Raw genomic sequence first — 17,766 nt, 5'->3', positions numbered from 1 at the left:
AGTTGACGGGCATCTACCATCGGGGGCGTGCTGTATCGAGGGTTCCTGAGCCTGGTCAACCGTCTGCCGCTCCCCTCCTTGGCGGTGCAGAAATGGATCGCCGTCGCGGTGATCCTGACGCAGGGCGGTATCGCCGTGACCGGCGCCGTCGTCCGGGTGACCGCGTCGGGCCTCGGCTGCACCACCTGGCCGCAGTGCCACCCGGGCAGCTTCGTGCCCACCGGGACCGCGACCGCGCCGTGGTTCCACCAGGCCATCGAGTTCGGCAACCGGCTGCTGACGTTCCTCGTGGTGGCGACCGCGGCGGCCGTCGTGCTCGCGGTGACCCGCGCCGCCCGCCGCCGCGAGGTGCTCGCCTACGCCTGGCTGATGCCGCTCTCGACCGTCGCGCAGGCGGTGATCGGCGGCATCACCGTGCTGACCGGGCTGCTCTGGTGGACCGTCGCGGTGCACCTGCTGGTGTCGATGGCGATGGTGTGGCTGTCGGTGATCCTGTACCACAAGATCGACCAGCCCGACGACGGCGTCGAGGTGAGCACCGTGCCGAAGCAGCTGCGCTGGCTCACCGCGCTGTCGGGCGTCGCGCTGGCCGGGACCTTGGTCGCGGGCACCATGGTGACCGGCGCGGGCCCGCACGCGGGCGACAAGAACCCCGAGCGCACGGTCGAGCGGCTCGACCTCGACATCACCAACCTGGTGCATCTGCACGCCGAGCTGCTGGTCGCCTACCTTGCCCTGCTGGTGGGTCTCGGCTTCGGGCTGTACGCGGTCGGCGCCAGGGCCGCGGTGACCCTTCGCCTCAAGGTCGTCGTCGGCGTCGTGGTCGCGCAGGCCTGCGTCGGCCTGGTCCAGTTCTGGACCCATGTCCCCGCCGTCCTCGTGACCGTGCACGTCGCGCTGGCGGGCGCCTGCACGGCCGCGACCGCGGCGCTCTATGCCGCGGGCCGGGTCCGTGAGCTCGCCCCGGTCGAGCGGGAGCCCATGAAATCCAGATGATCACGGCGGAAACAATGGGCCCGATTCATGTCGCGACGGGATGCGATCTCGCGGGTACCGTCAATCCGCATGACCGCATCCAGAACATTCAGACGCGTCCTTGTCGCAGGAGCTTTGTCCCTCTCGACCGTCGGATTGCTGGCGGTGGGTCCCGCGGCAGCGGCGCCGAGCACCATTCCGTTCCAGGTCGATCCCTTTATCCCGCTGATCGAGCTGCCCACTCCCAGGCTCGCCGCGACGGTGGGCGAACAACCGGGCGTCGCCACTCTGAGCGTGCTCAGGACTCACGAATCCGGTAACCCACACAGCGCGGTTGTCCACTGGGTCAGTCTCGCCACCGGCGCATCAGGGTCCGCGTCGTTTCCGACATTGAACGCCGCACCCGTGACCATCCATCCGGGCGCAGGTCAGGTAGTTGCATTCGTCGATCCACAGGCGATCGCGACGCCAGGCTTCGGGACCTTCTTCGTTCCCTGATCTGGTAGGTCTGCCCTTTGGACGAACCCCCGACGACAACGCGGGCGCCCCGGTCAGGTGACCGGGACGCCCGCGTTCGTTTGTGTCCGGCTCAGCCGAGACCGTTACGCGCCTTCGGGAAGCGGGTCTGGTTCGCCACCCAGCCGGCCATCTTCCGCCAGTGACCGACACGCGGGGTGACGATGCTGGTGATGGCGCGCTCCCACTCGGAGGCGGTGACGTTGTCGACCGCGGCCACCACGGCGTTCGCGGTCGCGAGGTCGTCGACGACCTGGTCGCCGAGGACGCCGTCTGCGCCGACGAGGGTGATCCGCACACCGTCGAGACCGACCGGCTGGATCACAGCCGAGGCCGAACCGCCGTGCTCGGCAACGAACTTCTTCACCGCGGCGACGGTCCGCGGGGGCAGCGATACGGCCGGGGCGCTCGCGCCGGAGTCCTGGGTGTCCACAGTCATGGCGTCAGAATACTGGAGAGTAGAAATAGGGTCATGCGCGCAATCACCGTGACCGAGTTCGGCGGCCCCGAGGTACTCCGAATGTCCGAGATCCCCGACCCGGCACAGGGCGCCGCGGACCTGTTGGTCCGCACGGACGCGATCGGCGTGAACTACATCGACACCTACTACCGGACCGGCGCCTATGCCGTCGACCTTCCGTACGTCCCCGGGCTCGAGGGCAGCGGCGTCGTCGAGGCGGTGGGCTCCGATGTCACCGGCGTCCGCGTCGGCGACCGGGTGGCGTGGTCCTCGGCGCCGGGCAGCTACGCGGAGAGGGTCGTGGTGCCCGCCGCGGTGGCAGTGCCGGTACCGGAGGGTGTCGGCGCCCCCGAGGCCGCCTCGGTGCTCCTACAGGGCATGACTGCGCACTACCTGATGAACTCGGTCTACTACGTCGAGCCCGGCGACACCGTGCTCGTGCACGCTGGCGCGGGCGGGGTCGGCCTGGTGCTGACGCAGCTGGCGGTCGCCAGGGGCGCGCGCGTGATCACCACCGTGTCCTCGGACGAGAAGGAACTGCTGTCCCGGGAGGCGGGCGCGGCGGAGGTGCTGCGCTACACAGACGACCTCGCGCAGCGGGTCCGGGCGCTCACCGATGGGGAGGGCGTGGCGGCGGCGTTCGACGGCGTCGGCGCCGACACCTTCGAGGCCAGCCTCGCGTCGGTCCGGATCCGGGGCACGCTCGCCCTGTTCGGGGCGGCCAGCGGGCCGGTGCCGCCGTTCGATCCGCAACGACTCAACCCGGCGGGCTCGGTGTTCCTGACCCGCCCCACCCTCGCGCACTACACCCGCGACCGCGACGAGCTGCTGTGGCGTTCGAGCGAGGTGTTCGAGGCGATCCGGGACGGCTCCGTGAAGATCCGGGTTGGCGCGCAGTACCCGCTCGATCAGGCCGAGCGGGCACATCGCGATCTGCAGGGCCGCCGCACCACCGGCTCGATCGTGCTGGTCCCCTAGGCGCGCCGGCCACCCAACAGGCAGCCTCCACATCTCTTTACGTCATACGGAGTCAATGCCTTACGCCGTAAAGGGACACTGGCCTCGAGGGTATCGGCAGGTCAGAGAAGTTCTTTGCGCTCTATCGCGCTGCTGCGGCGGGCGCCCGCCGCAGGCGACCCGAGAACCGGACCCGGTACCGAACCGGGGCCGACCGTGACCGAAATCGTCGCTGCCGTGATCGAGGTACGGACGGGGCCGGGCGGCAGGTCTGTCGATGCGAGCGGTGGGTGATCCCTCGTGCGCACGGCGATGGCCACGCGTACACCGAGGACCTGTGGGCGTTCTACCTTCGGCAGGACGACCTCGCCGGGGCCGCCGAGCGGGAGCCATCTCGCCGAATCAAGGACACTCGGCAGAGGTGAAGGGACGAAGCGACCGCCCCGCGATCAGCTGAAGAAGGAGCCGATCGTGTCCATGCCCAGCACCGAGTCCACCGCGAGCCCGCAGAACACCACGGCGAGGTAGTTGTTCGACTGCAGGAACAGGCGCAGCGGCTTCACCGGCTCACCGCGACGCACACCCGCGTAGAGCTGGTGCGCCATCAGCAGGAACCAGGCACCCGCGACCAGGGTGATGGCGGCGTAGACGACGCCCGCCGCGGGCACCAGCGCCAGCGTGGTCAGCACGGTCAGCCAGGTGTAGACGAGGATCTGCTTGGTGACGCGCTCCTCGGTCGCGATGACCGGGAGCATCGGCACGCCCGCCGCCTTGTAGTCCTCCTTGTAGCGCATGGCGAGCGCCCAGGTGTGCGGCGGCGTCCAGAAGAAGATGACCAGGAACAGCACGATCGGCTCCCAGCTGATCGAGCCGGTGACCGCGGCCCACCCGACCATCACCGGCATGCAACCGGCTGCACCGCCCCAGATCACGTTCTGCCAGGTCCGGCGCTTGAGGATCATCGTGTACACGAGCACGTAGAACGCGATGGTCAGCACGATCAGCACGGCCGCCAGCAGGTTCGTCGCCCACCACAGCCAGGCGAAGGACCCGGCGCCGAGGACAAGTCCGAAGACGAGCGCGTGCGAGGTCGGCACCGCAAGGCGGGCCAACGGCCGGCGAGCGGTCCGCTTCATCACCTTGTCGATGTCCGCATCGACCACGCAGTTGAGCGTGTTGGCGCTGGCCGCGCCCATCCAGCCGCCGAACAGCGTGCTCAGGATGAGCGGGAAGTTCACGTTGCCGCGATCCGCGAGCAGCATCGCCGGGATCGTCGCGACGAGCAGCAGCTCGATCACCCGCGGCTTGGTCAGGGCGAGGTAGGCGAGAACCTTCCCGAACGCCCGACCCACGAGGGTGTCGGGCCTTTTCACCTGTACGGGCTCGGAGCCACCAGCGAGACCGTGTCCGCCATGCTCCACAATCCGCACCATTTCTCCTTGCGACACGCGAGTGACCACCTGATCCTGTCGCGCACCGCTGCGCGCCTGACTTCGCACTACTACACAAGATGGTAGACGGCACGGTGAACAGATCCGAACCGCAGGTCGCACTAACGCCGGTTCCAGCACAGACCGCCCGGTCTCGACACGACCCTTCGACCGATCGACCGGGATGCGCGCGAGCACTAGTGTTGTCGCGGAACTACCCTTGGCGTTACCGCGTCGCCGTACCCCCACTGTCAGGAGACTTCTGCTCGTGTCGATCACAGACGAGATCCGCGTCCTCACCCAGCCGGTGCACCCCACCGACTGGACGGAGCTAGACACCAAGGCCGTGGACACCGCCCGTGTCCTCGCCGCCGACGCCGTGCAGAAGGTGGGGAACGGCCACCCCGGCACCGCGATGAGCCTCGCGCCGCTCGCGTACACGCTGTTCCAGCGTGTCATGCGGCACGACCCGTCGGACGCCGAATGGGTCGGCCGCGACCGGTTCGTCCTGTCCTGTGGACACAGCAGCCTCACGCTGTACCTGCAGCTCTACTTGTCGGGCTACGGCCTCGAGCTCTCCGACATCGAGGCGCTGCGCACGTGGGGTTCGCTGACCCCCGGCCACCCCGAGTACGGCCACACGGTCGGCGTCGAGATGACCACCGGCCCGCTCGGCCAGGGCCTGGCCTCGGCGGTCGGCATGGCGATGGCGGCTCGCCGCGAGCGCGGCCTGTTCGACCCGGACACCGCCGCGGGCGCCAGCCCGTTCGACCACAACATCTACGTCATCGCCTCCGACGGTGACCTGCAGGAGGGCGTCACCTCCGAGGCCTCCTCGCTCGCCGGTGTCCAGCAGCTCGGCAACCTCATCGTCTTCTACGACGACAACGAGATCTCCATCGAGCACGACACCGCCATCGCGTTCGGCGAGGACGTCGCCAAGCGCTACGAGGCGTACGGCTGGCACGTGCAGCGCGTGGAGGGCGGCGAGAACGTCTCCGCCATGCTCGACGCCGTCGCCGCCGCGCAGGCCGTGACCGACAAGCCGTCGATCATCGTGCTGCGCACCATCATCGGTTACCCGGCCCCGACCAAGATGAACACCGGCGACGTGCACGGCGCGGCGCTCGGCGCGGACGAGGTCGCGGGCGTCAAGGTGGCGCTCGGCTTCGATCCCGAGAAGTCGTTCGACGTCGACCCGGCCGCGCTGGCGCACGCCCGCGAGGTCGCGGTCCGCGGCGCAGCCGCGCGTGCGGCGTGGGATTCCGAGTTCGAGGCATGGGCGGCCCGCGAGCCCGAGCGCAAGGGGCTCTTCGACCGCCTGCAGGCAGGCGAGTTCCCCGCCGGCTGGACCGACATCCTGCCGACCTGGGAGCCCGACGCCAAGGGCGCCGCCACCCGTAAGGCCTCGGCCAAGGTGCTCAACGCGCTCGGCCCGATCCTGCCCGAGCTGTGGGGCGGTTCCGCCGACCTCGCGGGCAGCAACAACACCACCATCGACGGCTCGGATTCCTTCGGCCCGGCGTCGATCTCGACGAAGGACTGGACCGCGCAGCCGTACGGCCGCACCCTGCACTTCGGCATCCGCGAGCACGCGATGGGCTCGATCCTCAACGGCATCGCGCTGCACGGCCCGACCCGCCCGTACGGCGGCACCTTCATGGTGTTCAGCGACTACATGCGTCCGGCCGTCCGGCTGGCCGCGCTGATGAAGACGCCCGCGATCTACGTCTGGACGCACGATTCCATCGGACTCGGCGAGGACGGCCCGACCCATCAGCCGATCGAGCACCTCGCCGCGCTGCGCGCGATCCCGAACCTCGCGGTGATCCGTCCCGGCGACGCCAACGAGACGGCGCACGCGTGGAAGACCGCACTGGAGAACAAGACCGGGCCGACCGCGCTCGCGCTGACCCGCCAGGACATCCCGGTGCTCGAGGGCACCAAGGCCGGATCCGTCGACGGCGTGGCGCGCGGCGCGTACGTCCTCGCGGAGGCCTCCACCGGCACCCCGGAGGTCATCCTGCTGGCCAGCGGTTCCGAGCTGTACCTGGCCGTCGAGGCCAGGGAGGCGCTCGAGGCGGAGGGCATCGGCACCCGTGTCGTCTCCGTCCCCTGCCTGGACTGGTTCCAGGAGCAGGACCAGGAGTACCGCGATTCGGTGCTGCCGCCCGCGGTCCGCGCCCGCGTCTCCGTCGAGGCCGGCATCGCGATGCCGTGGTACCGGATCATCGGCGACGCCGGTGAGGCCGTCTCCATCGAGCACTTCGGCGCCTCCGCCGACCACAAGACGCTGTTCCGCGAGTTCGGTTTCACGGCCGAGGCCGTCACCGCCGCGGCTCGCCGCACCCTCGACCGAGTGAAGGGTTGATCTCGATGAGCGATTCAGTTCAGAACGCCAATCTCGCCGCGCTGTCGCAGGCAGGCGTGTCGGTGTGGCTCGACGACCTGTCCCGAGGCCGCCTCGAGTCCGGCAATCTCGCGGCCCTCGTCCGGGAGAAGAGCGTCGTCGGTGTCACCACCAACCCGACCATCTTCCAGGGCGCCATCACCAAGGGTCACGAGTACACGATCCAGCTCAAGGAGCTCGCCGGCCGGGGCGCGAACGTGGATGACACGGTCCGCGCGCTGACCACCGACGACGTCCGCGACGCCTGTGACGTGCTGGCCCCGCAGTTCGAGGCCAGCGCGGGCGTGGACGGCCGCGTCTCCATCGAGGTCGATCCTCGGCTGGCCCACGAGACGGACGCGACCGTCGCACAGGCGATCGAGCTGTGGAAGATCGTCGACCGCCCGAACCTGCTCATCAAGATCCCGGCCACCCTGGCCGGACTGCCCGCGATCACCCGGGTGATCGCGGAGGGCATCAGCGTCAACGTCACGCTGATCTTCTCGGTGGAGCGGCATCGGGCCGTGATGGATGCGTACCTGGCCGGCCTCGAGGCCGCGAAGGCCGCGGGCCACGACCTCTCCCAGATCCATTCGGTCGCCTCGTTCTTCGTCTCCCGCGTGGACTCGGAGATCGACGCCCGCCTCGAGGCCATCGGCACCGAGGAGGCGCTGGCCCTGCGCGGCAAGGCCGGGCTCGCGAACGCGCGCCTCGCCTACGCGGCCTACCAGGAGGTGTTCGAGGGCGGCAGCACCTACGCGGCGCTGGCGACGGCGGGCGCCCGCGTGCAGCGTCCGCTGTGGGCCTCGACCGGCGTGAAGAACCCCGACTACTCCGACACGCTCTACGTGACGGAGCTGGTCGCGCCGAACACGGTCAACACGATGCCGGAGAAGACGATGGACGCGGTGGCCGATCACGGCGTCATCGCCGGCGACACCATCACCGGTACCGCCGCCGCATCGCAGCAGGTCTTCGATGCACTTGCCGCGGCCGGCGTCTCGCTTCCCGAGGTGTTCGAGAAGTTGGAAACCGAAGGAGTCGACAAGTTCGAGGTCTCCTGGAATGAGCTGCTCGAAGCCATTTCCGGGGAACTCGCTGCCGCGTCCGACAAGGGCTGACCCGGTGCCGGGCACGGGCTCCGCGCCGCGGTGGGACAACCCACTCCGGGACGAGAGGGACAAACGACTGCCGCGAATCGCGGGCCCGTGCGCACTGGTGATCTTCGGGGTCACCGGCGATCTCGCACGCAAGAAGCTCATGCCTGCCGTGTACGACCTGGCCAACCGGGGCCTGTTGCCGCCCGGCTTCGCCCTGGTCGGATTCGCCCGAAGGGACTGGGCGGCAGAGGACTTCGGCAAGGTCGTCCACGACGCGGTCAAGCAACACTCCCGCACCCCCTTTCGTGAGGAGGTGTGGGAGCGGCTCGCCGAGGGAATCCGGTTCGTGCAGGGCAGCTTCGACGACGACGCGGCGTTCGTCGAGCTGACCAAGACCCTGCGCGAGCTCGACGAGGAGCGCGGCACCGGCGGCAACCACGCGTTCTACCTGGCCATTCCGCCCGCCGCGTTCCCCATCGTGTGCGAGCAGCTGTCCAAGTCCGGGCTGGCGCAGCCGGTGGAGGACCAGTGGCGACGGGTGGTCATCGAGAAGCCGTTCGGGCACGACCTGGAGAGCGCGAAGGAGCTCAACGCGGTCGTCAACACAGTGTTCCCCGAGGACTCGGTGTTCCGCATCGACCACTACCTCGGCAAGGAGACGGTGCAGAACATCCTGGCGCTGCGGTTCGCGAACCAGCTGTTCGACCCGATTTGGAACGCGCACTACGTCGATCACGTGCAGATCACCATGGCGGAGGACATCGGGCTCGGCGGCCGGGCCGGCTACTACGACGGCATCGGTGCCGCCCGCGACGTCATCCAGAACCACCTGCTGCAACTGCTCGCCTTCACCGCGATGGAGGAGCCGGTCAGCTTCGAGCCGACCGAGCTGCAGGCCGAGAAGATCAAGGTGCTCTCCGCGACCAGGCTCGCGGAGCCCCTCGACGAGACCACCGCACGCGGTCAGTACGCGGGCGGGTGGCAGGGCGGTCAGCGGGTGGTCGGCCTGCTCGACGAGGAGGGCTTCTCGAAGGACTCCACCACGGAGACCTTCGCCGCGATCACCCTCGAGGTGGACACCCGCAGGTGGGCGGGCGTCCCGTTCTACCTCCGCACCGGAAAGCGGTTGGGCCGCAGGGTCACCGAGATCGCGGTGGTGTTCAAGCGGGCACCACACCTGCCCTTCGACAAGACCATGACCGAGGAACTCGGCCAGAACGCGCTGGTGATCCGGGTGCAGCCGGACGAGGGCGTGACGATGCGGTTCGGTTCCAAGGTGCCCGGGTCCTCCATGGAGGTCCGCGACGTCAACATGGACTTCAGCTACGGCCAGGCGTTCACCGAGTCCTCCCCCGAGGCCTACGAGCGCCTGATCCTCGACGTGCTGCTCGGCGAGCCGTCGCTGTTCCCCGTCAACGCCGAGGTCGAGCTGTCCTGGAAGATCCTCGACCCGGTGCTCGAACACTGGGCCGAGTCCGGCAAGCCCGAACCGTACGAGGCCGGCACCTGGGGTCCGGAGTCGGCGCAGGAGATGCTCCGTCGCACCGGACGTGAATGGAGAAGGCCGTGATCATCGACATCCCCTCGACGACCACCGAGAAGATCAACAAGAAGCTCGTCGAGGTCCGCGAGACCGGCGGTGCGGTGACCCTCGGCCGGGTGCTGACGCTGGTCGTGTGCACCCTGGACAGCGAGAACGCCGAGGACGTCATCGACGCGGCCAACGAGGCGAGTCGCGAGCACCCGTGTCGGGTGATCGTGGTCGCGCGCGGCGACCGGTCGGCCGAGACGCGGCTCGACGCGCAGATCCGGGTCGGCGGCGACGCGGGCGCGTCGGAGGTAGTGGTGCTGCGGCTCCACGGTGAGCTCGCCGACCACGAGAGCAGCGTGGTCGTGCCGTTCCTGCTCCCCGACACCCCGGTGGTGGCGTGGTGGCCCGACAAGAGCCCGCCGTTCCCCGCACAGGATCCGGTGGGGCGGTTGGCTATCCGCCGCATCACGGATGCGACCGGGGCACCGGACCCGCTGGCCACGATCAAGTCGCGGCTGCAGTCGTACACCGCGGGCGACACCGACCTGGCGTGGAGTCGCATCACCTATTGGCGGGCGCTGCTGACCTCCGCGCTCGATCAACCGCCGTATGAGCGGATCGTCTCCGCGACGGTGTCCGGCCTGGCCGAGGAACCCGCCGTCGACATGATCGCCGGCTGGCTGGCCAGTCGGATCGACGGGCCGGTCCGACGGGTGGCAGGCGAGCTGAGGGTCGAGCTGGAGCGCGAGAGCGGATCGGTGACGCTCAGCAGGCCGCAGACCGGCAAGACCGCGACCCTGAGCCGACTCGGGGCGCCCGATTCCCTTGTCTCGCTTGCTCGTCGAGAGACCCGCGACTGCCTGGCCGAGGAGCTGCGCCGCCTCGACCCGGACGAGATCTATCACGCGGCGCTCTCCGGGCTGACGAAGGTGAACTATGAGTGACAACGTGAGCGTTCAGACCTACGGCGATTCCGACGAGCTGGTGACGGCCGCGGCCACTCAGTTCGTCGACGTGATCGTCGCCGCACAGGCCGAGCGCGGCGAGGCCGCGGTGGTGCTCACCGGCGGCGGAAACGGGATCGGTCTGCTGCGCAAGGTCCGGGAGAACCCGGGCGCCGTCGACTGGTCCAAGGTCGACTTCTACTGGGGCGATGAGCGATTCCTCCCCCGGGGCCATCCGGACCGCAACGAGGTGCAGGCGCACGAGGCGCTGCTCGACCACGTACCGGTGACGGCTGCCCGCCTGCACCCGATGCCGTACGGCGACGGGCTGTACGCGGGCGACCCCGATGCCGCGGCCGTCGCCTACAGCCACCTGCTCAGCGCGCACGCCGGGTCAAACTCGATCCCCGAGTTCGACGTCCACCTGCTCGGCATGGGCGGCGAGGGCCACATCAATTCGCTGTTCCCGGACACCGACGCCGTCCGCGAGGACAAGCGGTTCGTCGTGGGGGTCACCGACTCCCCCAAGCCGCCTGCGCAGCGGGTCACCCTGACGCTGCCTGGCGTGCGGCGGGCCAAGCGCGTGTGGCTGCTGGTCGCGGGCGCTGACAAGGCCGAGGCCGTGAGCGCGGCGCTGACGGGCGCTCGCCCCGTCGACATCCCGGCCGCGGGCGCAATCGGTTCCGAGTCGACCGTCTGGATGCTCGACAAGGCCGCTGCCGCGGGCCTTCCCACGAGCTGACGCTCAGCCCTCGTCCGGTTCGTCCTCCACGACGGGAGGACGGACCGGATGTATCTCGGGGACACCCGACCCGCCGCGCGGTCCGATGGGCCCGCAGCCGGATCGGATCGCGGGGCGTTGCCGCGACCGCTTGTCGACTCCCCCACGCCATGCTGCCGCTCCTGAGCAGTCGGTCATCACGGGACCCCCTCCTCGGCCTTTTGCGGCCGTTGGAGGGTTTGACGCTAGGACGGGCGCTGCGGTTCCACCTTTGCGTCAGCTATGAAGCTGGGCGAACACACAGCACCTCGAGAACTGCGATCGAATCCGGCAAACTCGAACATACATTCGAGTAGACTTGCTCCATGAAACTCACCGAGTTGCTGGACGCGCCGCAGGATGTGGCCGCCTGGCGCCTCGACGAGACCGAGTTGCTGGCCCTTGTTCCCGCCCTGTCGTTGATGATGCGACGGTGCGAGGCGTTGCGGGTTCGGATGATGCATGAGATCGACCAGCGTTGTGTCGCTGAGAACGCAGGGGCATCCTCGCCCGGAGCATGGCTGGCAGGGGCCGCGGGTCTGACGCCGGGCCGCGCCAATCAGGTGGTCACGCTCGGGAATCAGTTGGTGCACTATCCGGCAGTCGCCACCGCATTCGATTCCGGAACGATCGATATCGACCATGTGCGCGTCATACTCGGGTTCCTCACCACACTCCCCGACGATCTCGGCGACCGGTTCCCGGCTGATCGCGGGTCCGACGGCACAGCTTCTGACGACGCCGACCTCCCGTGGAACGCTGCCGACGTCGATGCGGCCGCGGCGTGCGCGGAGTACCTGCTCTTCGCTGCCCACGGCGAAGACTCACTCGTCCTCGCCAAACGAGCCCGTGCACTCAAGCAGATCATCGAATCCTCTGATGACGGAAAACCCAGAGACGCAGAGAATCCCGACCTCAACGAGTTCTTCGCCTCGCCCAGTCTCGGTGGGCGGGTCCATCTCAGGGGCACGCTGGACGCCGAGTCCGGCGAACTCCTCCTCACCGCGCTGTCGGCGCTATCCAAGCCGCGCCCCGGTGCAACCAGCAGAGACGGAATCAGCGACCGGGACGAACGCAGCCCCGCGCAACGCCGGGCCGAGGCTCTCACCGAGATCGTCCGTGCATATCTGAACTCCGGCCAAGCGCCCGACGAAGGCGGCGAACGCCCCAACCTCATGATCTTCGTCGATGCCAACGACCTCGCTTCCGCGTCCGGAACCCCCGACGCTGCATCAGACCCTGACGATCACCCACACCACAGATCAGCCGCTCGTCGACGCGGACCTGCCTGGATGCCGTGGCTCGGCCCGATCTCACCACGCCTCGCTGCCCGCATCTCCTGCGATGCCGTCATCACCCCGATCGCCATGGACGATGAGGGCGGCCCGCTCGATGTCGGCCGCAGCACCCGACTCGTCAACAGGAAACTGCGTCGAGCACTCCACGCCCGCGACGGCGGGTGCGCCTTCCCCGGCTGCACCAGACCCGCCGCCTGGACCGAGGCTCATCACATCACACACTGGTCCGCGGGCGGCCACACCAAGCTGTCGAACCTGGTACTGCTCTGCCGATTTCACCATCAGCTCATCCACAAGAACGACTGGGAAGTCTTCATGGGAGACGACGGGCACCCATGGTTCCGCCCGCCCAGATGGATCGACTCCCAACGATCACCCCGGCCGGCTCACAACCGGCAGAACCGATTCACCTTCGCCGCTTGAGTGTCGGGCGCAACATCACCTTGCGACGATCTCCTCGACCGACACCACCCGGCCGGTCAGCTCCGCAATGAGTCCGAGCGCTGTGGCGTGCCTGTCCTTCGTATGGTCGGCGGTCGCCTCGACGGCGACGAAGCACTGCACATCTCGCGCGAACGCATCGAAGGTCGTCGCGAGGATGCCCGCCGATGCGAAAACACCCGCGACAACCAGCTGATCGCGTCCCGTGCGGCGCAGCTCCTCGGCGAGGTCGGTTGCGAAGAAGGCACTGTAACTGCGCTTCTTCACCCACATCACGCCGGATTCGAGCGAATCGATCGCCGTCTCAGCAGATTGACGCTCCGTCGGGCCCATCCCCCACAGTTCCCCGAGCAGGCCCCGCTGCCTCGGATCGGTGGCCGCGCGGGGCGCGCTCCCGATCACGGGCACCCCCCGACCGACCGCCCAGTCAACCAACCGTGATGTCTCGGCGACCACTCGCGCACGAACCCCGCTCGCCAGCACGTCCGCGTAGTACGGCTGGAGGTCGTGCACGAGCAGCGCCGAACGCTCGCCGTCCAACGTCCACCCCGGGCCTCCGGACATCACGAGCAGATCGCGCGAATCGTAGTCCTCGACCGTCATATCGAATGTCGCCACCGACGGACGCACCCCTCCCTCGTCGAGCGTCGATCCGCTACCCGCTGTTACGCAGCGCGGTGGCCAGTCCGTTCATCGTCAGCTGGATGCCCCGGCGCACCAGGTCGCTGTCGTCGCCGGAACGGTACCTGCGCAGAAGCTCCACCTGCAGGTGGTTCAGCGGCTCGAGATACGGGAACCGGTTGTGCACCGACCTCCGCAGTCCCGGGTTGTCGGCGAGCAGGTCGTCGTTGCCGGTGATCGCCTTGTACATCGCGATCGTCCGTGCGTGCTCGGCGGTGATCTTGCCGAACACCCTCTCCCGCAACGCGACATCGGGCACCAGTTCCGCGTACCGCGCCGCCAGCCCCATGTCCGACTTGGACATGACCATCGCCATGTTCGAGAGCACGGTGCGGAAGAACGGCCACCGCTCGTACAGCTCCGTGAGCCTGGCCAGACGTGCCGGGTCGCCGCCGACCCACTCCTCGAATGCCGTCCCCGTGCCGTACCACCCCGGCAGCATCACCCGGGACTGACTCCAGGACAGCACCCACGGGATCGCCCGCAGATCCGCGATCGACTTGGTGGCCTTGCGCGATGCCGGCCGACTGCCGATGTTCAGCGCGCCGATCTCGGCGACCGGCGTCGAGGTGGTGAAGTACTCCACGAACCCCGGGGTGTCGTGCACGAGGTCGCTGTACGCAACCCTGGCCGCCGCGGCCAGCTCGTCGAGCACCGCGTACGCAGGTTCCGCGTCCGTGCCGAGCCCCTCCACATCCAGCAGCGTCGACTCGAGCGTCGCCGCGAGCAGGGTCTCCAGATTGCGGTGCGCCAGTCGCGGTTCCGCATACTTCGCCGCGATCACCTCGCCCTGCTCGGTGATGCGGAGCGATCCCGCCACCGCGCCCGGCGGCTGCGCCAGGATCGCCTCGTAGCTCGGTCCCCCGCCCCGCCCGACGGTGCCGCCACGGCCGTGGAAGAGCCGCAGCCGAATCCCCGCCGACCTCGCCGCGTCCACCAGGTCCAGCTCGGCCCGGTACAGCGCCCAGTTCGCCGCGAGGTATCCACCGTCCTTGTTGGAATCCGAGTACCCCAGCATCACCTCCTGCCGTCCGCCGCGGGCGGTCAGCAGCGCGCGGTACACCGGCACATCCAGCACCGCGGTCAGGGTCGACGCTCCGCCCTGCAGGTCCTCGATGGTCTCGAACAGCGGGACGATGCCGACCGGGCACGACGGCGCGGACCCGTTCGCCCCCGGATCGAGCAGGCCGACCTCCTTGAGGAGCACCGCCGCCTCCAGCATGTCGCTGACGGAGGTGCACATGCTGATGATGTAGTTCGGGATCGCGCCCGCGCCGATGCTCGTCACGGCCTCCGCCCCTGCGGCCAGGATCGCCAGCTCGGAGGTGGTCAACTCGCCAAACCGGGCCCCTGGCCCCACCAGCGGCCGCCGCATCCCGAGCTCCGCCGTCAACAACGCGACCCGCTCCGGCTCGGACAGCGACCGATAGCCCGGATGCACACCCGCCCAGGCGAACAGCTCCGCGATCACCTGCTCGTGCACCTCCGAGTTCTGCCGCATGTCCAGTCCGGACAGGTGGAACCCGAACGCCTGCACCGACTCCCGCATCGTCGCGAGCCGATCCTCGGCCACCAGTTCGTCTCCGTGACCACGCAGCGAGGCATCGATCACGTCGAGATCGGCGAGCAGGTCCGCCGCCGTGCCGAACGGCTCCAGGCCGGGCTGATGAAGGGCGGACCTAGAGAGTGCCACCTCGGCCCCGCCGAGGATTCGGACCGCGGTCGCCGTGAGCCGCCCCCGGATCCCACGCAGCGCACGCCGATACGACTCGTCCGAACGGAACGGCGAGTCGTCGCCCGACGCATCCGCGAGGGCCTGTAGCGCCGCCGAGGCGTCGACGAGACGATCCGACATGGACAGTTCCCGTTCGAGGAACTCGAGCTCGCCGAGATGATGCTCGAGCGCGGTGGCCGCGGCCCTCCTGGTCGCCCGGCGCACCACCTCCGCCGTCACGAAGGGATTCCCGTCGCGGTCGCCGCCGATCCAGGACCCCATGGTGAGCATCGGCTCGGCGAGCAGGTCCGCCTCCGGCCAGCGGCGCCGGAGCTCCGCGCGCAGCTGGGCGTTGATCCGCGGGACCACCTCGAACAGGGCCGCGTCGTAGTACCGCAGGCCCACCTCGATCTCGTCCTGGATCCGCAGCCGCGAGAGCCGGATCAGGGCGGTCTGCCACAGGGTGAGGACCTGCCGGTGCAGGTCGCGGTCGACCCCCGCCAGCTCGCCCGGATCCAGCTCCGTGCGCTCGCGGAACCGCATCAGCTCGGTGATCCGGTGCTGGGTCTCGAACACGGTCCGGCGCCGGGTCTCGGTCGGGTGCGCGGTGATCACCGGCACCACCGATGCGCCCTCGAGCTCGTGGGACACCGTCGCCGGATCGAGTTGCGCAGCATCGAGTTTCCGATAGGTCGCGGCGAGGCTGCTGTCCTGCGGCGGCTCGCCCGCCCGAACGTGGACAGCACGGCGCCGCTCGCGGTGCAGGTCCTCCGCGAGGTTTGCCAGCAGGGCGAAGTGGCTGAAGGCGCGGATGACCGGGATCGCGACGCCGACATCGACGCTCGAGAACAGGGCGGCCAGCTCGGCGCGATCGATCTCCGATCGGCGCACCCGGAACGACTCGACCCGCGCGCGCTCGACCAGCTCGAACACCTCGTCGCCCGCCTGCTCGCGGATGATCTCGCCGAGAATCCCGCCGAGCAGCCGGATGTCCTCGCGCAGCGGTTCGGTGGCCTCCCGCGGAGGCTCGGCCGGGTGGTTGGGACGCGGACCCTCGTGCACGGGCAACGGGTTCATGGAACCAGTATCGGTGCTCAGCCCCGTCCCGGCAGGATCACGACGTCCAGATCCGGTGGGATCGTCAGCTGTACTTGATCTGCAGACCGATGCCGAGGATCGCGATCAGCCAGACGATGGCCGTGAAAACGGTGAGCCGGTCGAGGTTCTTCTCCACGACCGTGGAACCGGACAGGCTGGACTGCACGCCGCCGCCGAACAGGCTGGACAGGCCGCCGCCCTTACCACGGTGCAGCAGCACCAGCACGATCAGCAGCAGGCTGGTGATCACCAGCAGGATGTCCAGGAACAGTTCCATGTAATCTCCACGCCTTCGCTGACGGATACGGCCACAAGTCGCCCAAGCCTACCGTTTGACCCGCCACGGCCTCGTATCGGACCGGCTTGTGAGCCGTCCAACACGAATTGTGACCGCTGAGCGGGAGAAACCGCCTTCATTCGAGACGGCAGAGCGCCCTCGTGACTACCTTCGCCTCCCGACAGACCTCACAAATCCGATCGGAAGGCTCTTCATGTCTCGACACGGTTCCAGGATCGCGGGATCCCTGCTGGTGACGAGCGGAGTGCTGCTCGCCGGTTTCAGCGGCGCGGGCCTCGCACAGGCCGACCCGGTCGTCCCCCCGGCGCTTGCCGAACTGCTCAACTCCGGCTCCGCGGGCCTCGGTGGCGTCGGCGCAGGCCAGACCGCACCGGACGCTCCCCGTCTCGCCAGCATCGACAACTTCCGCGATGTCGCCGGCACCGGAGCCGGGTACACCGGAGCGCACGGCAAGAACGTCAACAAGGGGGTGTTCTACCGCGCCAACGCCATCGTCCCGAACGAGGCCGACATGGCGACCCTGACCGGACTCGAGCTCTCCACCGTCTACGACCTCCGCGCCGACGACGAGGTCGCCCAGAAGCAGGACGTGCTGCCCGCGGGCGTCGCCTACAAGCGCATCCCCATCCTCTCCGGCAACATCAACGAGATGCTCGGGAAGATCAAGTCCCCCGACGACGCCAGGAAGATGATGCAGGACATGAACCGCGCCTTCGTCACCGGTTCCGTCGAGCGGTCGAAGTTCAACGAGCTGCTCACCGACATGGCGAACACGAACGGCGGCGGCCAGGTCGTCCACTGCACCGCGGGCAAGGACCGCACCGGCTGGACCTCCGCGCTGCTGCTCAGCATCGCGGGCGTGTCGAGCCAGACGATCATGGACGACTACCTGCTGACCAACGAGTACGCCAAGGACTCGATCGCCAAGAACACCGAGGGCCTCAAGCGCGCCTTCGGTGACGCGTACGTCAACTTCATCCCGCTGGTCACCGTCGAGTCGAGCTTCCTACAGGCCGGCCTCGACCAGGTCACCGCGTCCTACGGCTCGATGGACAAGTACCTGACCGAGGGCCTCGGCCTGAGCCCGGACACCATCGGCAAGCTGAAGGCCAAGCTGCTCCGCTGATGTGACCCACGCGAAACGCCGGTGGGCGCGCGGCACGAAGCCACGCGC

15 protein-coding genes are annotated in these 17,766 nt (G+C 68.8%); 10 read left to right on the top strand and 5 right to left on the bottom strand.

Annotation, left to right across the window (positions count from 1 at the left end; all coding sequences use genetic code 11):
• The first annotated feature begins 27 nt into the window (after positions 1-27).
• Positions 28-996 (top strand): COX15/CtaA family protein, encoded by a 969-nt coding sequence (locus ACWFRB_RS21000; RefSeq protein WP_452643195.1) that lies wholly within the window; start codon positions 28-30, stop codon positions 994-996.
• A gap of 69 nt (positions 997-1,065) precedes the next feature.
• Complete coding sequence (locus ACWFRB_RS20995) at positions 1,066-1,473, top strand: hypothetical protein (protein ID WP_452643194.1); 408 nt, start codon at positions 1,066-1,068, stop codon at positions 1,471-1,473.
• 91 nt (positions 1,474-1,564) lie between these two features.
• Here ACWFRB_RS20995 and ACWFRB_RS20990 read toward each other — a convergent pair whose 3' ends face one another.
• Entirely contained in the window at positions 1,565-1,930 is a 366-nt protein-coding gene (locus ACWFRB_RS20990) for a hypothetical protein (protein ID WP_452643193.1), read from the bottom strand.
• Between the two features lie 33 nt (positions 1,931-1,963).
• Here ACWFRB_RS20990 and ACWFRB_RS20985 point away from each other — a divergent pair, with 33 nt between their 5' ends.
• Positions 1,964-2,929: a quinone oxidoreductase family protein gene (locus tag ACWFRB_RS20985; protein ID WP_452643192.1), complete on the top strand. Its 966-nt coding sequence runs from the start codon at positions 1,964-1,966 to the stop codon at positions 2,927-2,929.
• Between the two features lie 428 nt (positions 2,930-3,357).
• On the opposite strand, the gene ACWFRB_RS20980 is transcribed toward ACWFRB_RS20985, so the two are convergent.
• Positions 3,358-4,341, bottom strand: a complete 984-nt coding sequence (locus ACWFRB_RS20980; protein WP_452643191.1) for a heme o synthase — start codon at positions 4,339-4,341, stop codon at positions 3,358-3,360.
• 265 nt (positions 4,342-4,606) lie between these two features.
• Between ACWFRB_RS20980 and tkt the strand changes: the two genes are divergently transcribed.
• From tkt to ACWFRB_RS20950, 6 genes are all read left to right on the top strand, one after another.
• On the top strand, positions 4,607-6,709 hold the full coding sequence (gene tkt, locus ACWFRB_RS20975) for a transketolase (protein WP_452643190.1): 2,103 nt from the start codon (positions 4,607-4,609) through the stop codon (positions 6,707-6,709).
• 5 nt (positions 6,710-6,714) lie between these two features.
• Complete coding sequence (gene tal / locus ACWFRB_RS20970; RefSeq protein WP_452643189.1) at positions 6,715-7,848, top strand: transaldolase; 1,134 nt, start codon at positions 6,715-6,717, stop codon at positions 7,846-7,848.
• On the top strand, positions 7,793-9,397 hold the full coding sequence (zwf, locus tag ACWFRB_RS20965) for a glucose-6-phosphate dehydrogenase (protein ID WP_452643188.1): 1,605 nt from the start codon (positions 7,793-7,795) through the stop codon (positions 9,395-9,397). The genes tal and zwf overlap by 56 nt, the downstream gene beginning before the upstream one ends.
• Complete coding sequence (gene opcA, locus ACWFRB_RS20960; protein WP_452643187.1) at positions 9,394-10,302, top strand: glucose-6-phosphate dehydrogenase assembly protein OpcA; 909 nt, start codon at positions 9,394-9,396, stop codon at positions 10,300-10,302. The genes zwf and opcA overlap by 4 nt, the downstream gene beginning before the upstream one ends.
• Positions 10,295-11,044, top strand: a complete 750-nt coding sequence (pgl, locus tag ACWFRB_RS20955; RefSeq protein WP_452643186.1) for a 6-phosphogluconolactonase — start codon at positions 10,295-10,297, stop codon at positions 11,042-11,044. The genes opcA and pgl overlap by 8 nt, the downstream gene beginning before the upstream one ends.
• 344 nt (positions 11,045-11,388) lie before the next feature.
• Positions 11,389-12,783, top strand: a complete 1,395-nt coding sequence (locus ACWFRB_RS20950; RefSeq protein WP_452643185.1) for a DUF222 domain-containing protein — start codon at positions 11,389-11,391, stop codon at positions 12,781-12,783.
• A gap of 15 nt (positions 12,784-12,798) precedes the next feature.
• Here the strand turns inward: ACWFRB_RS20950 and ACWFRB_RS20945 are convergent, their stop codons facing one another.
• From ACWFRB_RS20945 to secG, 3 genes are all read right to left on the bottom strand, one after another.
• Positions 12,799-13,419, bottom strand: coding sequence for an isochorismatase family protein (locus ACWFRB_RS20945; RefSeq protein ID WP_452643184.1), 621 nt, complete (start codon positions 13,417-13,419; stop codon positions 12,799-12,801).
• Between the two features lie 37 nt (positions 13,420-13,456).
• The gene (ppc, locus tag ACWFRB_RS20940; protein WP_452643183.1) at positions 13,457-16,273 is read right to left on the bottom strand and encodes a phosphoenolpyruvate carboxylase; all 2,817 of its coding nucleotides are present in this window, start codon (positions 16,271-16,273) and stop codon (positions 13,457-13,459) included.
• Positions 16,274-16,337: 64 nt separating this feature from the next.
• The gene (gene secG, locus ACWFRB_RS20935) at positions 16,338-16,571 is read right to left on the bottom strand and encodes a preprotein translocase subunit SecG (protein ID WP_452643182.1); all 234 of its coding nucleotides are present in this window, start codon (positions 16,569-16,571) and stop codon (positions 16,338-16,340) included.
• A 214-nt stretch (positions 16,572-16,785) separates the two neighbouring features.
• Here secG and ACWFRB_RS20930 point away from each other — a divergent pair, with 214 nt between their 5' ends.
• Complete coding sequence (locus ACWFRB_RS20930; RefSeq protein ID WP_452643181.1) at positions 16,786-17,718, top strand: tyrosine-protein phosphatase; 933 nt, start codon at positions 16,786-16,788, stop codon at positions 17,716-17,718.
• Positions 17,719-17,766: the final 48 nt, after the last annotated feature.

This window comes from Rhodococcus sp. NPDC055112 (assembly GCF_053607505.1).
The sequence above is the reverse complement of the archived record's forward strand: the minus strand, read 5'-3'. Positions and strand labels throughout refer to the sequence as shown.